This is a genomic window from Sphingopyxis sp. PET50 (genome assembly GCF_025244705.1).
Classification (GTDB): Bacteria; Pseudomonadota; Alphaproteobacteria; order Sphingomonadales; family Sphingomonadaceae; genus Sphingopyxis.
Map to the genome: position 1 here is coordinate 2,174,145 of NZ_CP104207.1, position 16,171 is coordinate 2,190,315.

General features: G+C 66.3%; 15 protein-coding genes and 2 pseudogenes. 13 read left to right on the forward strand and 4 right to left on the reverse strand.

What is annotated here, in order from left to right:
- The first annotated feature begins 277 nt into the window (after positions 1 to 277).
- The 13 genes from N0A20_RS11500 (at position 278) to N0A20_RS11560 (ending at position 10,530) form a co-directional block, all read left to right on the forward strand.
- On the forward strand, positions 278 to 1,882 hold the full coding sequence (locus N0A20_RS11500) for a DUF885 domain-containing protein (RefSeq protein ID WP_312846533.1): 1,605 nt from the start codon (positions 278 to 280) through the stop codon (positions 1,880 to 1,882).
- A gap of 100 nt (positions 1,883 to 1,982) precedes the next feature.
- On the forward strand, positions 1,983 to 2,870 hold the full coding sequence (locus N0A20_RS11505; protein ID WP_260580531.1) for an AraC family transcriptional regulator: 888 nt from the start codon (positions 1,983 to 1,985) through the stop codon (positions 2,868 to 2,870).
- A 336-nt stretch (positions 2,871 to 3,206) separates the two neighbouring features.
- A complete protein-coding gene (locus tag N0A20_RS11510; RefSeq protein WP_260580532.1) occupies positions 3,207 to 3,716 on the forward strand; it encodes an SUF system Fe-S cluster assembly regulator in 510 nt (169 codons plus the stop codon).
- Positions 3,713 to 5,200, forward strand: coding sequence for a Fe-S cluster assembly protein SufB (gene sufB, locus N0A20_RS11515; protein WP_260580533.1), 1,488 nt, complete (start codon positions 3,713 to 3,715; stop codon positions 5,198 to 5,200). The genes N0A20_RS11510 and sufB overlap by 4 nt, the downstream gene beginning before the upstream one ends.
- Entirely contained in the window at positions 5,197 to 5,715 is a 519-nt protein-coding gene (locus N0A20_RS11520; RefSeq protein ID WP_260580534.1) for an endonuclease domain-containing protein, read from the forward strand. The genes sufB and N0A20_RS11520 overlap by 4 nt, the downstream gene beginning before the upstream one ends.
- Positions 5,716 to 5,813: 98 nt before the next feature.
- On the forward strand, positions 5,814 to 6,149 hold the full coding sequence (locus N0A20_RS11525; RefSeq protein ID WP_260580535.1) for a hypothetical protein: 336 nt from the start codon (positions 5,814 to 5,816) through the stop codon (positions 6,147 to 6,149).
- Positions 6,149 to 6,343, forward strand: coding sequence for a hypothetical protein (locus N0A20_RS11530; protein WP_260580536.1), 195 nt, complete (start codon positions 6,149 to 6,151; stop codon positions 6,341 to 6,343). The genes N0A20_RS11525 and N0A20_RS11530 overlap by 1 nt, the downstream gene beginning before the upstream one ends.
- Positions 6,336 to 7,166, forward strand: a complete 831-nt coding sequence (gene sufC, locus N0A20_RS11535) for a Fe-S cluster assembly ATPase SufC (RefSeq protein WP_260580537.1) — start codon at positions 6,336 to 6,338, stop codon at positions 7,164 to 7,166. Before N0A20_RS11530 ends, sufC begins: the two co-directional genes overlap by 8 nt.
- Entirely contained in the window at positions 7,163 to 7,552 is a 390-nt protein-coding gene (locus N0A20_RS11540; protein ID WP_260580538.1) for a hypothetical protein, read from the forward strand. Before sufC ends, N0A20_RS11540 begins: the two co-directional genes overlap by 4 nt.
- Positions 7,549 to 8,280 (forward strand): SufD family Fe-S cluster assembly protein, encoded by a 732-nt coding sequence (locus N0A20_RS11545; protein WP_260580539.1) that lies wholly within the window; start codon positions 7,549 to 7,551, stop codon positions 8,278 to 8,280. The genes N0A20_RS11540 and N0A20_RS11545 overlap by 4 nt, the downstream gene beginning before the upstream one ends.
- 92 nt (positions 8,281 to 8,372) lie before the next feature.
- Positions 8,373 to 9,569 (forward strand): aminotransferase class V-fold PLP-dependent enzyme, encoded by a 1,197-nt coding sequence (locus N0A20_RS11550; RefSeq protein WP_260580540.1) that lies wholly within the window; start codon positions 8,373 to 8,375, stop codon positions 9,567 to 9,569.
- Positions 9,566 to 10,036 carry an SUF system Fe-S cluster assembly protein gene (locus N0A20_RS11555; protein WP_260580541.1) on the forward strand — a complete coding sequence of 157 codons (471 nt, stop codon included), beginning with the start codon at positions 9,566 to 9,568 and terminating at the stop codon, positions 10,034 to 10,036. Before N0A20_RS11550 ends, N0A20_RS11555 begins: the two co-directional genes overlap by 4 nt.
- A gap of 137 nt (positions 10,037 to 10,173) precedes the next feature.
- Positions 10,174 to 10,530 carry a HesB/IscA family protein gene (locus N0A20_RS11560; RefSeq protein WP_260580542.1) on the forward strand — a complete coding sequence of 119 codons (357 nt, stop codon included), beginning with the start codon at positions 10,174 to 10,176 and terminating at the stop codon, positions 10,528 to 10,530.
- A gap of 84 nt (positions 10,531 to 10,614) precedes the next feature.
- Here the strand turns inward: N0A20_RS11560 and N0A20_RS11565 are convergent, their stop codons facing one another.
- The 4 genes and pseudogenes from N0A20_RS11565 to N0A20_RS11580 form a co-directional block, all read right to left on the reverse strand.
- Positions 10,615 to 11,331, reverse strand: coding sequence for an extensin family protein (locus tag N0A20_RS11565; RefSeq protein WP_260580543.1), 717 nt, complete (start codon positions 11,329 to 11,331; stop codon positions 10,615 to 10,617).
- A 62-nt stretch (positions 11,332 to 11,393) separates the two neighbouring features.
- Positions 11,394 to 12,780: pseudogene (locus N0A20_RS11570) on the reverse strand (cation:proton antiporter).
- 167 nt (positions 12,781 to 12,947) lie between these two features.
- Entirely contained in the window at positions 12,948 to 13,547 is a 600-nt protein-coding gene (locus tag N0A20_RS11575) for a hypothetical protein (RefSeq protein WP_260580544.1), read from the reverse strand.
- 1,309 nt (positions 13,548 to 14,856) lie between these two features.
- Positions 14,857 to 16,167 (reverse strand): annotated as a pseudogene (locus N0A20_RS11580) (dicarboxylate/amino acid:cation symporter); the annotation flags it as partial.
- Between the last annotated feature and the right edge of the window lie 4 nt (positions 16,168 to 16,171).

Here is a 16,171-nt window from a genome sequence, read left to right on the forward strand (position 1 = left end):
CCGCCAGACCCTATGGCAAGCCCTTCGAAGACCAGCAAAGTCCAACGATAAAGCCGGAGAAAATCGTGTCGCACCCCTGCATTCTCGCCAGCCTGTCCATCTCGCTGTTCGCGCTCGCCCTCGCGGGATGCGCGCCGACCGCAGCCGAGGAAGCGCCCGCGACCGTGGCGGCCCCCGCCGCGATTGCGGCTAGGCCGGCGCGAACCTCGCCGAATTCTTCGACAAATATGATGCCGCGCAACTCTCGCTGTCGCCCGAGACCAAGGCGCGGCGCGGGGTGCGCGACGGCGATTATGGCAAATGGGACGATGTGTCGGACGAGGCCGCCGTCGCGCGCTTCAAGTTGCAGACCGCGACCGCCGAGGCGATGCGCACCAGCTTCGACCCCAGCACGCTTTCACCCGACGAGGCCCTGTCGTTCGAGCTGTTCAACGCGCAGGCGGCGCGCGCCGAGCGATTGTTCGCGTTCCGCGACCTTGGCTATATCTTCGACCAGATGAACGGCGCGCAGAGCCAGATGCCCGCCTTCCTGATCAACATCCACCGCATCGCCAATACCGCCGAGGCGGAAGCCTATGTCTCGCGTATCCGCGAACTGGGGCCGATCCTCGACGCGCTGTCGGCCGAGTCGGCGGCGCGCGCCGCGAAAGGCTATGCCCCGCCCAAATGGGTCTATCCCTTCGTCCTTTCGGACATCGCCAATCTGACGAAGGCCGACAATGCGGTCGTCGAGGATATCGCCGCCAAGGTGAACAAGCTCGACATCGGCGACGCCGAAAAGACGCGGCTGATCGCGGCCGCCAACGCGGCCTGGGCGGAAAGCGCCGGTCCCGCCTATGCGCGGCTCGCGGCCGAGATGAAGCGGCAGCAGGCGATCGCGCCGGCCGACGACGGCGTGTGGCGGATGCCCGGCGGCAAGGCCTATTATGAGGCGCTGCTCGCCAATTACACGACCACCGGCATGACCGCCGCGCAGATCCACGACCTCGGCCTCGCCGAAGTCGCGCGCATCCATGGCGAGATGAAGAAAATCATGGAACAGGTCGGGTTCAAGGGCACGCTGAATCAGTTTTTCGACCATCTGCGCACCAGCCCGCAATATTATCACACGACGCGCGAGGCCTATCTCGCCGATGTCGATGCCCATGTGAAGGCGATGGAGGCGCGGCTGCCCGCCTTCTTCAACACCATCCCCAAATCGGCGCTGCAGGTGAAGGCGGTCGAGGCGTTCCGCGAGAAGTCGGCGGGCAAGGCGTTTTACTCCTCGCCCGCCCCCGACGGGTCGCGGCCGGGCATCTATTATGTCAACCTCTACGACCTCAAGGACATGCCCAAGACCGAACTCGAGGCGCTGGCCTATCATGAGGGCGTTCCCGGCCATCACCTCCAGCGCGCGGTGCAGACCGAGCTCACGGGCCTGCCGCCCTTCCGCCGTTTCGGCGGCTTTACCGCCTATACCGAGGGCTGGGGCCTCTATTCGGAGGAGCTTGCCAAGGACATGGGCTTCTACACCGATCCCTATGCCGATTTCGGGCGGCTCGGTATGGAGCTATGGCGCGCGACGCGGCTGGTCGTCGATACGGGCATCCATGACAAGCGCTGGACCCGCGAACAGGCGATCCAGTATCTCAAGGACAATACGCCGAACCCGCAGGGCGACATCGAAAAGGCGATCGAGCGCTATATCGTCTATCCGGGCCAGGCGACCGCCTATCTGATCGGCAAGCTCAAGATCATGGAATTGCGCGGGCGGGCGCAGGCGGCGCTGGGCGAAAAGTTCGATTTCCGCACCTTCCACGACGTCGTGCTCGAATCGGGTCCGGTCCCGCTCGATATCCTCGAACGGCGCGTCGATGCGTGGATCGCCACCCAAAAGAGTTAACGGCCCGGCATTTGCGGGCTTGACGCGGGCCGCCGAAAAGCAAAAAGATTTTCCCTAGTTAAACAGGTGGCGATGCAGCCGCCGAGGGTCGGGTCTCGTCATGACGGAAGTTTCATCCACGCCAGCGGGCGCGGACGGCGACACGCCGTTCGAGCTGCAATATTTCCCGCCCGATCCCGATCTGGCGGAAATGGTGTCCAGTTTCTACTTCGTCCGCGTCGACATGCCGCTGTTCGACGAAAGCGAACGCGCCGATCGTCCGCAATTCCGCATCATGGACGTGCCCGAGGGCGAATATATCTTCCCCGACGGCTATCGCTTCCCCGCCGGGCGGGCGACGATCATCGGCCCGACGAGCGGCAGCGTACGCGCGATCGGCCATGGCCCGCTGCGCATGTACGGGTTCGGGTTGATGCCGGCGGGCTGGGCCACGCTGATGGGGTCGCACGCCGACAAACTGACCGACCGCGCGATCAACGCCGCCGACCTGTTCGGCGACTGGATCGAGGATGTCGTCGATGCGATCGGCAACGCCGCCGACACCCAGGAACGGCTCGTGATCGGCAATAATTTCGTCCGCGAAATCCTGAAGAAGAACGAGCCCGCGCCGGTGTGGTTCACGCGGACCGTCGACAACTGGCTGACGACATCGGCGTCGCCGCAGGTCCCCGACCTGGTCGAGGCGACCGGCATGTCGATCCGCTCGGTCGAGCGGATGACGAAACATTATTATGGCCTGTCGCCGCGGATGCTGGCGCGAAAATATCGCGCGGTGCGCGCGGCATCGGCGCTCGCGCGCGGCGAAAAGCTCGACGAGGCCGAACTCGGCGACGCCTTTTACGACCAGTCGCACCTGATCCGCGAGATCAAGCGATTCGCGGGCGCCACGCCGGGACAGCTGGCGAACCCGTCGAGCTATACCGAGGCGACGGCGAAAGGCCGCAAGCAGCTCGCCGGCAAGGTCAGCCCGATGGTGTCGGAAACCTGACGGCCACCCTCGCCCCGGAATGGGCGAGGGGCCTTCCCAAATCCCGGATTAACCAACAAAAATTTCATGATCCGTCGTTTTGGCGTTTCCATCCAATCGCGAATCGCCGCCCCGGCATAATCGGGTGCTGCGACCCAGAAGAGCTCGCCTCTTTCAGAGGATGAGACCTTCATCTTGGCACTCATTCGGCCCTGCCGGATGGGTGCCTTTTTTTATGTCGCGCGGGAAAGATGCGCTTGGTTGCGCCGCGCGGGGCCTTCGCCTATATAAGTGGAGCGATTTACTCCAGTTAAGAATCGTTCGCAGAATGCGAACGATAGCGAGCCCCGAACCGAGATGCGCCTGTCCAATCTTGCCGACTATGCCGTGGTGCTGATGAGCGCCGCCGCCCGCCAGTGCGGGTCGGTCGCGCTCAGTGCCGGCATGCTCGCCGAACAGACGGGAATTCCGGGACCGACCGCGCAGAAGCTGGTGAGCGGCCTCGCCCGCGCCGGCCTGCTCGTCGCCTCGCGCGGCAGCGGCGGCGGCGTGCGGCTCGCGCGGCCCGCGGCGGCAATCAGCGTCGCCGACATCATCGAAGCGGTCGAGGGACCGATCGCGCTGACCGCCTGCGTCGCCGAAGGACGCCACGACTGCTCGCTCGAAGGCAGCTGCAAGGTACAGCCGCATTGGGGCGTGGTGAACGGTGCGGTGCGCGGCGCGCTGGCCGGAATCAGCCTGGCGAGCCTTGTGAAGCCCCTCCCGCAGGCGGGAGGGGTTTGGGGAGGGCCTGTGGCTGCCCCGGACTCGATCGACATTCCCTCCCCCAGCCCCTCCCGCAAGCGGGAGGGGAGGATAGAAGCATGACCGACCCCATCGACACCCCCGTCAAGGACCAGGCCGCCCGCGACGCCGCGCTGCGCGTCGCCGATTACGAGCATGGCTGGTCCTCCGCCATCGAGACCGACTTCGCGCCCAAGGGGCTGACCGAGGACACGGTCCGCTTCATCTCGGCGAAGAAGAACGAACCCGAATGGATGCTCGATTGGCGGCTGAAGGCGTTCCGCCACTGGCTGACGATGGACACGCCCGACTGGGCGAAGCTCAATGTCCCGCCGATCGATTACCAAGACGCGTATTATTACGCGGCGCCCAAGGCGAAACCAAAGCTGTCGTCGCTCGACGAGGTCGATCCCGAAATTCTCGAGGTCTACAAGAAGCTCGGCATCCCGATCGAGGAGCAGAAGGTGCTCGCGGGCGTCGAGGGCGCGCGGCGGGTCGCGGTCGACGCGGTGTTCGACAGCGTCAGCGTCGCGACGACCTTCCGCGAGGAGTTGAAGCGCGCGGGCGTGATCTTCCTGTCGATCAGCGAGGCGATCCGCGAATATCCCGAACTGGTGAAGAAGTGGCTCGGCAAGGTCGTGCCGATGCACGACAATTATTTCGCCACGCTCAACTGCGCGGTCTTCTCCGACGGCACCTTCGTCTACGTGCCCGAAGGGGTGCGCTGCCCGATGGAGCTTTCCACCTATTTCCGCATCAATGCCGAGAATACCGGGCAATTCGAGCGGACTTTGATCGTCGCCGACAAGGGCGCCTATGTATCCTACCTCGAAGGCTGCACCGCGCCGATGCGCGACGAGAACCAGCTCCACGCCGCGGTGGTCGAACTGGTCGCGCTCGACGATGCCGAGATCAAATATTCGACGGTCCAGAACTGGTATCCGGGCGACGCCGAGGGCAAGGGCGGCATCTATAATTTCGTGACCAAGCGCGCGCTGTGTCAGGGCAAGCGCAGCAAGGTGTCGTGGACGCAGGTCGAAACCGGCTCTGCGATCACCTGGAAATATCCGAGCTGCGTGCTCAACGGCGACGACAGCGTCGGCGAATTCTACTCGGTCGCGGTCACCAACAATCATCAGCAGGCCGACACCGGCACCAAGATGATCCACAACGGCAAGCGCACGCGCTCGACCATCGTCAGCAAGGGGATCAGCGCGGGCAAGTCGAACAACACCTATCGCGGGCTGGTGCGCGTCGCGCCCAATGCCGAGGGCGTGCGCAACTTCACCCAGTGCGACAGCCTGCTGCTCGGCGACCAGTGCGGCGCGCACACCGTGCCCTACATCGAGGTCCGCAACCCTTCCGCGCAGGTCGAGCATGAGGCGACGACGAGCAAGATCAGCGACGACCAGCTCTTCTACGCGATGCAGCGCGGGCTTTCGCAGGAAGAGGCGGTGGCACTGATCGTCAATGGGTTCGCGAAGGAAGTGCTGCAGCAGCTGCCGATGGAGTTCGCGGTCGAGGCGCAGAAATTGCTGGGGATTTCGCTGGAAGGGTCGGTGGGATGAACTGGACACTCCACGATCAGGCGAAACAGCTGAACACCCCTCCCCTTCAGGGGAGGGGCCGGGGGTGGGGTCTATCGGCCTCCACCATCGAAGAGTTGCAAAGCCGCGCACGCCAGATGCGGAACAATCCGACCGAGCCCGAGAAGCGGTTGTGGCGGCATTTGTCGAATGGTCAGCTTGGGGGACACAAGTTTCGGCGCCAGCAGGTGATCAATCGTTTCATTGCGGATTTCGTTTGCCCCGCTGCGCGGCTGGTCGTCGAAGTCGATGGCGACACGCACGAAGAACTGACGGATCGCGCTCGCGACGAAGCTCTTGCACAGGAAGGCTACCGCACCATCCGCGTCAGCAATCACGATGTAATGGCCAATATGGACGGGGTGCTTCTGTTCATAACCGAAGCCTTGCAGCAGGCCGAGAGACCCCACCCCAACCCCTCCCCTGAAGGGGAGGGGCTTGAACAGGGCGAGGCGCAGGAATTGCTGGGAATTAGCCTTGAGGGGAGCGTGGGGTGATGGGCCTACCGATATTATTCGCACTTCTCTCCATGGGACAGGGTGATCCTCAGCCCGTCCGCACTGTGGAAACGGCCGAGAAAATCGGGTCGATCGAGGTGCCAGACGAAATCGCGCCCGCGATCGGCCCCTATATCACCTGCCGCATCATGGCGTCGGGCACGCCGCTGATCGTCGAGGGCAAGCCGGTGAACTATAATCTGCCCGGCCAGACGGACTGCGCCAAGGTTCGCGAGAATGCCGCGGTCGAAGCCGACAAGCTGCTCATCGGCCAAGGGATGAGCGACAAGGCCAAGCGCAAAACCTTTGTCGACCAGGCGCTGGCCGATGCCGACAACTTCACGGCGACGCTTTCGACGCCGCAATCCTTTGCCGTTGCGCCCGATGCGCCGATGGCAACCGATGCCGCGCCCGCCGCGAAAAAGGAGCCGTGATGCTGCGCTGGCTCTTCGGAAAGCGGGCTGAAAAACCGCGAGGCCCGGAGCCCGAACTGGTGCCCAACCACGGCGCCCAGATCGGGTCGGCGCACGCATTTGTCCAAGTGCCGCAGGACCAAGACCTCTCCGTCAACGGCAGTCCGGTTCAGCTGGAATCCAGTGAATATAAGATCGACCAAAATCATGCTTAAAATCGAAAACCTCCATGCCACCGTCGCCGACAAGCCGATCCTGAAGGGGCTGTCGCTCGCCATCAACGCGGGCGAGATTCATGCGATCATGGGACCGAACGGTGCGGGCAAGTCGACACTGTCCTATGTCCTCGGCGGGCGGCCCGGTTATGAGGTGACAGAAGGATCGGTGAGCTTCACTCCCGATGTGATCCCCGGCGAAAGCGGGGGGCCAGACGGGGCGCTGGAGATGGGCCCCGGCTTTCGCCGGGGAACGGGTACGACCGAAACGCTCGACCTCCTCGCCCTCGAACCGCACGAGCGCGCCGCCGCCGGGCTGTTCCTCGGTTTCCAGTATCCGGTCGAAATCCCCGGCGTGTCGAACCTCCAGTTCCTGCGCGAAAGCCTCAACGCCCAGCGCAAGGCGCGCGGTGAAGAGCCGTTGTCGGGCGGCGAGTTCCTGAAGCTGGCGCGCGAGAAGGCGGGGCTGCTGAAGCTGGACATGGACATGCTCAAACGCCCCGTGAACGTCGGCTTTTCGGGCGGCGAGAAGAAGCGCAACGAGATGGTGCAGATGGGCATCCTCGACCCGAAGCTCGCGATCCTCGACGAAACCGACTCGGGCCTCGACATCGACGCACTGCGCACCGTCGGCGACGGGATCAACGCGATCATGCGGCGCCCCGGCAAGGCGGTGCTGCTGATCACCCATTATCAGCGGCTGCTCGACTATGTGCAGCCCGATTTCGTCCACGTCCTCGCGGGTGGACGCATCGTGAAGTCGGGCGGCCCCGAGCTCGCCCGCGAGCTCGAAAAACACGGCTATGCCGAGATTGCGGCTTGATCGTGATGCTGGCCTTGATGACCATGACGCCCGCCGCGGCGCTCCCCCTCGCTCCACCCGATGATATGGTCGGAGAGGAAATCGTCGTGATCGCGAGCAAGCTCAAGGACTGGCGCGCATCGCTGGTCGAGTATCGCGGCGAGATGCGTTGCTACACCCAGCGGTCGACCGGCGACGCCGCGATCGACCGGATCGGCTGCCAGTCGATGCTGCGCTGTTACACCCGCTTCGCCGCAGAGTTCGCCAGCTTCAAGGATCGCGACATATCGTCAAACAAGCGCGAAGCGATGCGCAAGGTCTTCCTCCGAAACCGGTTTTCGGCCTGTGTTTTCGAAGAACGCGACGCAATGGTCGCGGAGCTTGCCGCCAAGCGAGCCGCCCAGTGAGCGCGCTTCCCTTCCCCAGCCGGCGCGACGAGGCCTGGCGTTACAGCGACATCGACGCGGTAACCGCCGCGTGGCCGCTCCCCGCCCCCGAAAGCATCGTCGTACCGGCCGGAGGCGACTTCCGGCGCGCGATCGTACAGCAAGAAGGCGACATTGGGCAGATCGAACTGGTGCTCGGCAAGGGTGCGACCGCATTGCTCCATGTCCTCAACATCGGTGGCGCCTATGGCCGTATCGAGCTGAACGTCACGCTCCACGAAGGCGCCGGCTTCACCCTCGGCGCGGCGCAGATCGGCGGCGGCGAGCAAAATCTGGAGATCATCACCACCGTGACCCACGCCGAGCCCGGCGCGACGTCGCGGCAGATGGTACGCTCGGTGCTCGGCGGCCAGGCCATCGGCACCTATCTCGGCAAGGTCGCGGTCGCGCGCGGCGCGCAGCAGACCGACAGCGAGCAGGATGTGAAGGCGATGCTGCTGGATCGCAGCGCTACCGCCAACGCCAAGCCCGAACTCGAGATCTTTGCCGACGACGTGAAGTGCGCGCACGGCTGCGCGATCGGCGAACTCGACGCGATGGCGCTTTATTATCTCCAGTCGCGCGGCCTGCCGCCCGCCGAGGCGAAGAAGCTGATGCTCCAGGCGTTCGTCGCGGGCGTGTTCGACGGCGCCGAGGATGAGGCGCGGTTGCAGGAACTGGCGTTGGCGAAACTGGGGGAACTGGTGTGAGCGGCGGCGCAAAGATCCTCCCCGGAACGGGGAGGGGGACCAGCGAAGCTGGTGGAGGGGCACAGGCCATCTCCGCCGCGTTCGATCCTCATGTGCCCCTCCACCATCCTGCGGATGGTCCCCCTCCCCGTTCCGGGGAGGACCGGCGGAAGGACTTCCCCGGCCTCACCCCCGGCTGGCACTATCTCGACACCGCGGCGACCGCGCAGAAGCCGCAGACGGTGATCGACGCGACCGTGCGCGCGATGGGCCGCGACTATGCGACCGTGCACCGCGGCGTCTATGCGCGCTCGGCCGACATGACGCTGGCCTATGAGGCGGCGCGGCGGCGGATCGCGGCCTTCATCGGCGCGACCGAGGAACAGGTCGCCTTCGTGCGCGGCGCGACCGAGGCGATCAACCTCGTCGCTTACACGCACCCCCGCAAAGGCCGCGTGCTGCTCTCGACGCTCGAGCATCACAGCAATATCGTGCCGTGGCAGCTTGCGGGCTGGCAGATCGACGTCTGTCCGCTGACGCCCGACGGGCGCATCGACCTCGATGCCGCCGAAAAGCTGCTCACCCCCGAACATAATATGGTCGCCTTCGCGCATGTCTCGAACGTGCTCGGCAGCCCGCTCGACGTCGCACGCGCGGCCGAGCTGGCGCACCGCGTCGGCGCCGAACTGCTGATCGACGGCTGCCAGGCGGTGCCGCGCCTGCCCGTCGATGTCGCGGCGCTCGGCTGCGACTATTATGTATTCTCGGGCCACAAGCTCTACGGCCCCACCGGCATCGGCGTGCTGTGGAGCGACAAGCTCGACGCGCTGCCGCCGTGGCAGGGCGGCGGGTCGATGATCGACCGCGTGACCTTCGCGCGCACCACCTACGCCCCCGCCCCGACGCGTTTCGAGGCGGGCACCCCCGCGATCGTCGAGGCGCTGGGCCTCGCGGCGGCGGTCGATTATGTCGCGGCGATCGGGATCGACGCGATCCATGCCCATGAATGCGCGCTGGTCGCAAGCTTGCGCGAACAGCTCGCGCGGCGGAACAGCATCACGCTCTTCGGTCCCGAAGACAGCGCCGGAATCGTCAGCTTTTCGATGGCGGGGGTTCATCCGCACGACATCGGCACTATCTTGGACGAAAGCGGGGTCGCGATCCGCGCCGGGCACCATTGCGCACAGCCGCTGATGGATCACCTCGGCGTGCCCGCGACCGCGCGCGCGAGTTTCGGTGTGTACAGCAAGGACGATGATGTGGCGGCGCTGATCGACGGCCTCGCCCGCGTCGAGAGGATTTTCGGATGAGCGAGGAGCGCATGATCAAGGTCGAGGAAGTGACGAGCGTCGAGGCTCCGCCCAGGGCGCGCGTCGACGATGCCGAAACGGCGCCGGAAAAACTGGAACGCAAGCGCGACTATCTGGAAGGTTTTCTGGCGGCGAAGCCCGCGACGGTCGAACCCGGCGCGGTCGGCGGCGACCTCTATGAAGCCGTCATCAACGCGCTGAAGGATATCTACGACCCCGAAATCCCGGTGAACATCTACGACCTCGGGCTGATCTACAATGTCGAGATCGACGAAGGCCATGTGCTCGTCACCATGACGCTGACGACGCCGCACTGCCCGGTCGCCGAATCGATGCCGGGCGAGGTCGAACTGCGCGTCGGCGCGGTGCCGGGCGTCGGCGACGCCGAGGTCAACCTCGTCTGGGATCCGCCGTGGAGCCCCGAGAATATGAGCGACGAAGCGCGGCTCGAGTTGGGGATGTTGTGAACAATGGCCCCTCCTCTTCAGGGGAGGGGTTAGGGTGGTGGACGCCGGTTCGGGCAACCACCCCGCTGCGACTAGCGAGCAAGCTCGCAAGTCTCGCTGCCCCTCCTCTGAAGAGGAGGGGTTTAGGAGAGTAGGAAATGACCGAAACGAACACCCGCATCCGCCCCGCCGCCGTCACGCTGACCGCGAACGCCGAAGCGCGCATCGCCAGGCTGATGGCCGACGCCCCCGAGGGCGCGATCGGCGTCAAGCTGTCGACCCCGCGCCGCGGCTGCTCGGGCCTCGCCTATTCGGTCGATTATGTCACCGAAGAAGCGAAGTTCGACGAGCAGATCGAGACCCCCGGCGGCACTTTCTACATCGACGGCGCGTCGGTGCTCTACCTGATCGGCAGCACGATGGACTGGGTCGAGGATGATTTCGCCGCCGGCTTCGTGTTCGACAATCCGAACGCCAAGGGCGCATGCGGCTGCGGCGAGAGCTTCACCGTCTGAGCTCGACAATATCGCCAGCCAGGCATGGCACAGCGCCTGCGGCTTCGAGGAGGAGGTACGCGTCGTCCTCTATTCGAAACCGCTCTAGCGGCACACCCTCCATCCCGCCGTCCGCACCGCCATGTCGAGGTGGAAATGGTCGGCATGCGCCGCGTTGTAATCGGGCGACAGCACCGTGCTGAACAGGCCGCAGCTTTCGTCGCGCACATCGTGCAGGAAAGCCCCCTTCGCGCCGCCGTCCTTCCAGTCGTCGCGGAGCGTCACCGGCGTCCCGTCGGCCAGGATGAAGGCCGAAATGTCGATCGCATTGGCGGTCGAATGCTCGCTCTGCGCCTGGCGCCCCGCGATGCGGCGACAATTGTAGCTGCCCAGATTTTCGAGTTCGACGACCTTCTGCCCGAAATGCCGCCGCGCCAGCGGCTGCACGATGTCGCGGTTCCACACCGCCATCGCGGCCGTCACCGCGCAGCCCGGCGCGGCGCCCGCCGGCATCATCGCGGGGACGAAACGGCTGCCGGTCAGCACCATCCTCTGGTCGGCGCGGCACGCGCCCTCGCCCATCGGCGGACGCCGCGAATAGCCCGCCCCCGCCCGGTCGAAAACGGCGAAGCAGGCGTCGGCGTCGGCGGTCAGTCGCATCAGCTTGCGGTGCGTCGCCCAGCCCCGCGGGTGGGCCAGCTCAAAACGCGCGGTGGGATCATGTTCGGGATGGTCGCGCACCCATTGCATCGCGCGGATCGCGGCGAAGGTCAGCAGCACGGCGACCGCGAACCACAGAAGATAGGGACGTATGTTCCTCATCGCGCGACCATGGGATGGGCGGCCCGCCGGTGCAACCATGGCCGCAGCGGCGAGGCGGCGGATCACGCTCGCGCGCGCTCGCGCGATGGCTCTCCTCCGGCCGGTCCTTCGGTGCCCAGTTGGCCGAGTTCGCCGCTTTCGCGCGCCCGCCGACCATAAACCAGTTCGAACAGCGGCCCCGCCATCACCGTGGTGACGATCGCCATCGACACCATGATCGCGAACAGCGTCGGACCGATGATGCCCTTTTGCAGGCCGATGTTGATGATGATGAGTTCCATCATCCCGCGCGCGTTCATCAGCGCGCCGATGCCCAGCGCGGTGCGATTGTCCTCGCCCGCGAGCCGCGCCGCAAGCCAGCAGGCTCCGAATTTGGCGGCGATCGACACGGCCAGGATTCCGAGCGCGATTCCGAACAATGGCAGGCTGTCGACGGTGGTGAGCCGGGTGTTGAGGCCCGAGTAGGTGAAGAAGATCGGCACCAGCAGCACGACCGTGATCGGCTCGATCTTGCGCCTGATCTCCTCGGTCAGCAGGCCGCGCGGCATGCAGACGCCGAGCAGGAAGCCGCCGAACACCGCGTGGATGCCGATCGCGTCGGTGACGAAGGCCGCCAAGGCATAAAGGACGAGCACGGCCGCGAGCAAAGTGTGCGTCACCTCGCCCCGCGCCTCGGCCGCGCGGCCAAGCGGGATCAGCAACCGGCGGCCGGCAAACAGCATGAACAGCGTGAAGCCGGCCCCTGCCGGCGATCGCGAGCACGGCGACACCGGAGCCCGCGCCGACGGTCGCGAGGACGATCGCCAGCACGCACCACGACACGGCGTCGTCGAACCCGCCGGCGGTCAAGGTCAGCGTGCCGAGCGCACTATTTGCGAGGCCCCTTTCGTTGATGATCCGCGCCAGCATCGGAAAGGCCGTGAGCGCGATGCACGCCCCCAGGAACAGCGTCGCGCTGCCCTGCCCCAGTCCCTCGGCGAACAATCCGGGGATATCGAGCAGGAAGGGCGTGATCAGCGCGGCGAGCAGAAAGGGGACCAGGATGCCGACGGCGGAAACCCCGGCCGCGCTTTTCGCTTTCGACTGGAAATGGTCGAGCCGCAGCGTCATGCCGACAAGGAACATGTAGAGCCCGACACCGAACTGCGCGCCGACATAGAGGGTGGTCTGCGTCTCCTTCGGAAATAGCGCGGCCTGCCACTCGGGGAAGAACAGGCCGAAGAGCGAAGGACCGAGCACCACGCCCGCGATCATCTCGCCCACCACCTGAGGCTGGCCCAGAAAGCGATTCGCGAGCCAGCCGATAACGCGGCAGACCAACAGGATGACCGCGATCTGCAGAAAGAAGTGGATGCTGTAATCGGCGGGCGCATAGCTTTGCGCGCCGCCGACCGCGGGCCCATGCGCGCCCATCACGTCGCCGATCGTGCGCGTCAGTTCGCCGAACATATCGCCCATCGCCCATCCTCCCCGTCCGGCCGTTGCCGATCCTTCCTTGTCGGCCGCGCGCCGCGGACGCGCAATCCGGAATTCGAATGCATGATATGTTAACGTTCACAGATGCGCAAGGGCCGTCCGTGAGTCACCGCGTCTCCCCGCGTGCGCGACGGCCGGGGTCAGAGCCCTCCGCGCGCGTGACACGATGCGTCGGAACGAAGGGGGCGAACCGCGCCTTTGCGCCCGCGACGGACGGGCGCGGGCCGAATGCCTCCCGCCCGAGCGAATGATGCGCGATCAGGCAGGCGAAGCCGTGGCCCGCCTCGACGCCCCTGCCCGCGGGGACGATGCAGTTGCCGCGTTCGAAGCCATACAGGCTCGTCGTCCTTGGGCGCGCGCCGGCGCGTGGCGGCGCGGCGGACACGCCGCGCCCGGATGCGCGCGCGCCGGGGCATGATGCGCACGACCTGCCACGCCATCCACGCCTTGAATGCCCGCAGCCGCGCAAAGGCCGACAGCGTCCAGCCCGCGATCAGCAGGTCGACATAGACGGTAAGGTCCCACGCCATGATCATCGCCATTTCGGCGGGCAAGGTCATCGCAAAGCCCTGAAGCGCAACCAGGCCGACGACCAGGAACAGGACATGCTTGCGCTCGAACCGCTCGGCGAGCCGGAGCGGTTCTTCGACCATATGGCGGTGCAGCCACCGCGCGGCGGGCGTCTCCGGCGCGCCCAGCATCACGGCGATCAGCCCAGCCAGAAACAGCGCAAACAGCATGTCGATTCCCCCTCATTCACCAAGCCGAGATAGGAGGCGCGACCGCCGCTGCAAGCCTCCGAAACGGGGAGAAAATTCGGAGCCGCGCTCCCGGCCCGGGCGCGCGGACTCCATTCACCGCAAATTCAACTCGACTCGCGCAATTTCGCATCCAAGATGACGGTTCGCCTTTGCGAACCGCGACCAAGGACAGAAGCATGGCAAATTTCCTTCGCCGTCCCCTCGGCATCGCGCTCGGAGCGCTGGCTACGGCCAGCCTCGGCGGCTGTTATTATGGCGACGTCAACGGTTACGGGTCGAGCTACGCCTGACAACGACTGCGTGTCCCGCTATGGCGACGCCTATTATGATTACGACCCCTATGCCTATGACGACGGCTATGGCTACGACTGCTACGACAGCGGCGACTATGGCGCGGGTTTCGTCAACATCGGCTTCGGCGGCGGCTGGTACGACAATTATTATTATCCCGGCTACGGTCTGTGGCTCTTCGACAGCTACAACAACCGCTATCCGCTGCGCGGCCAGTATCTCAACTATTGGGGCGGGCGGCGCGCCTGGTGGAAACATCATGGCGGGGACCGCGACTGGCGTCCCGGCAACGGCGGCGGACGCGGCGACGGCCCGCGCGGCGATGGACGGCCCGGAGGCGGGCGCCCCGGCAGCTGGGACGGCCCCGGCCGCGGCGACAATGACGGTCCGCGCGGCACTCCGCGCCCGCGCCCCGGCACGGGCAGCGGCACGCCTCCGGCCACCACGAACCCGATCCCGGTCAATCCCGGTCGCGGCGACGGCCGTCCCGGCGGAAGCTGGGGGAACCCCGGCCGCGGCGGCAACGACGGTCCGCGCGGCACTCCGCGCCCGCGTCCCGGCGCGGGCAGCGGCACCAATCCCGTCCCGCGCGGCAAGCATGACGCCGGTCCGCCCGGACCGTCCCGATCGCGGCGCCGCCAATCCCCGTCCCCGTCCCGCGGAGCAATGGCAAGGCAATCCCGGCAGCGGGTCCGCTCGGCACAGCTCCGCGCCCACGTTCCGGCGGCGGCTACGGCAATAGCGGCGCCAGTGGCGGCGCTACCGGCGCCGCGCCGCGTCCAGCCCCGGTCCGGTCGGCGCCGCCCGTCAGCGTCGCGCCGGTGCAGTCGGCCCCGCCCGTGCGTGCGGCTCCGCCGGTGGTGCGCAGCGCGCCGCCGCCGCCCGCGGCCAGCGCGCCGCGCCCGAGCCGTCCTGCCCCGACCGTCCGGCCGAGCCGGATCGAGCCGCCGAGCAACGTTCGCGAGGATTGATCGGCATACCTAGCCGCAGCGGCGTCAGCCGCCGGCTGGTCCTCCGCCCCCTTCGACACCACCGTCGCGGCGACAAGGTCGCCGACGACGTTGAGCGTCGTGCGGCACATGTCGAGGAAGCGGTCGACGCCCAGGATCAGCCCGATCCCCTCGGCGGGCACGCCGACCGAGGCGAGGATCAGCGCGATCACCGGCAACGACCCGGCGGGCACCCCCGCGGTGCCGATGCCGCCGAGGATGCAGATCAGCATCACGAAGACCTGCTGCGCCAGCGTCAGCTCGATCCCGAAGAATTGCGCGAGGAAGATCACCGTCACCCCCTCGAACATCGCGGTGCCGTTCTGGTTCGCGGTCGCGCCGATCGTCAGGACGAAGCGCGATATGCGATCGGGCAGGTGCAGCCGCTCCGACGCGACGCGCAGCGAGGTCGGCAGCGTCGCGTTCGACGAGGCGGTGGCGAAGGCCATCAGCGATGCCTCCTGCGTCTCGCGAAAGAAGGCGAGCGGCGACTTGCCCGCGAGCGTTTTCAGGATGATCGGGAAGACGACGAACATCTGCAGCGCGAGCGCGATCAGCACGACGGCGACAAAGGCCGACAGGCGCACCATCAGATCCCAGCCGAACTGCGCCGCGAGGTTGAACATGAAACAGAAGATCGCGACCGGCGCGAGCTGGATGACGAGGCCGATCAGCCTCATCACGACCTCGAACACCCCCTCGATCGCGGTCTTGAGCGCCTCGGTCCGCGGCGTGCGCACGAGGATCAGCCCGATGCCGAAGAACAGCGCGAAGAACATCACCGCCAGCACGTCGTTGGCGCCCATCGCGGCGAAGAGATTGTCGGGCACAATCGCGACCACGGCATCCATGCCGGTCTTTGCGTCGCCGGCGCGGTCGGCGATCGCCTTCGCGCCTTCGGCGCCCTCCGCCATCAGGCTGCGCGCGAGCGCCGGGTCGACCCCCGCCCCCGGCTGGAGCAGGTTGACGACGAGCAGGCTGATGACGACCGAGATCGCCGAGACGATGACCGTATAGACGAGCGTCTTGATGCCGACCGATTTCAGCGCGCGTATCTCGCCCATTTCGGCGACCCCGACGATCAGCGCCGAGACGAGCAGCGGAATGACGAGCATGAACAGCAGGCGCAGGAAAATCTGCCCCAGCGGCCCGGTCACATAGGTGACGACGGTTTCGACCCACGGCGCATCGGGGGCGCCATAATGGACCGCGAGGCCCGCGAGCAGCCCGGCGACGAAGCCGATCAGCATCCGCCATTGCAGCCGCCGGGCGTGCCGTTCGTCGCGCTCCCCAGGCCCGATCGCCGCTTCTTCCGCCATAGTC

Coding starts and splice junctions, on each gene's coding strand:
- sufC (WP_260580537.1), top strand. CDS start 6,336: ATGCTTAAAATCGAAAACCTCCATGCCACCGTCGCCGACAAGCCGATC.
- N0A20_RS11520 (WP_260580534.1), top strand. CDS start 5,197: ATGAACTGGACACTCCACGATCAGGCGAAACAGCTGAACACCCCTCCC.
- N0A20_RS11560 (WP_260580542.1), top strand. CDS start 10,174: ATGACCGAAACGAACACCCGCATCCGCCCCGCCGCCGTCACGCTGACC.
- N0A20_RS11575 (WP_260580544.1), bottom strand. CDS start 13,547: ATGCTGTTTGCGCTGTTTCTGGCTGGGCTGATCGCCGTGATGCTGGGC.
- sufB (WP_260580533.1), top strand. CDS start 3,713: ATGACCGACCCCATCGACACCCCCGTCAAGGACCAGGCCGCCCGCGAC.
- N0A20_RS11565 (WP_260580543.1), bottom strand. CDS start 11,331: ATGAGGAACATACGTCCCTATCTTCTGTGGTTCGCGGTCGCCGTGCTG.
- N0A20_RS11555 (WP_260580541.1), top strand. CDS start 9,566: ATGAGCGAGGAGCGCATGATCAAGGTCGAGGAAGTGACGAGCGTCGAG.
- N0A20_RS11530 (WP_260580536.1), top strand. CDS start 6,149: ATGCTGCGCTGGCTCTTCGGAAAGCGGGCTGAAAAACCGCGAGGCCCG.
- N0A20_RS11510 (WP_260580532.1), top strand. CDS start 3,207: ATGCGCCTGTCCAATCTTGCCGACTATGCCGTGGTGCTGATGAGCGCC.
- N0A20_RS11505 (WP_260580531.1), top strand. CDS start 1,983: ATGACGGAAGTTTCATCCACGCCAGCGGGCGCGGACGGCGACACGCCG.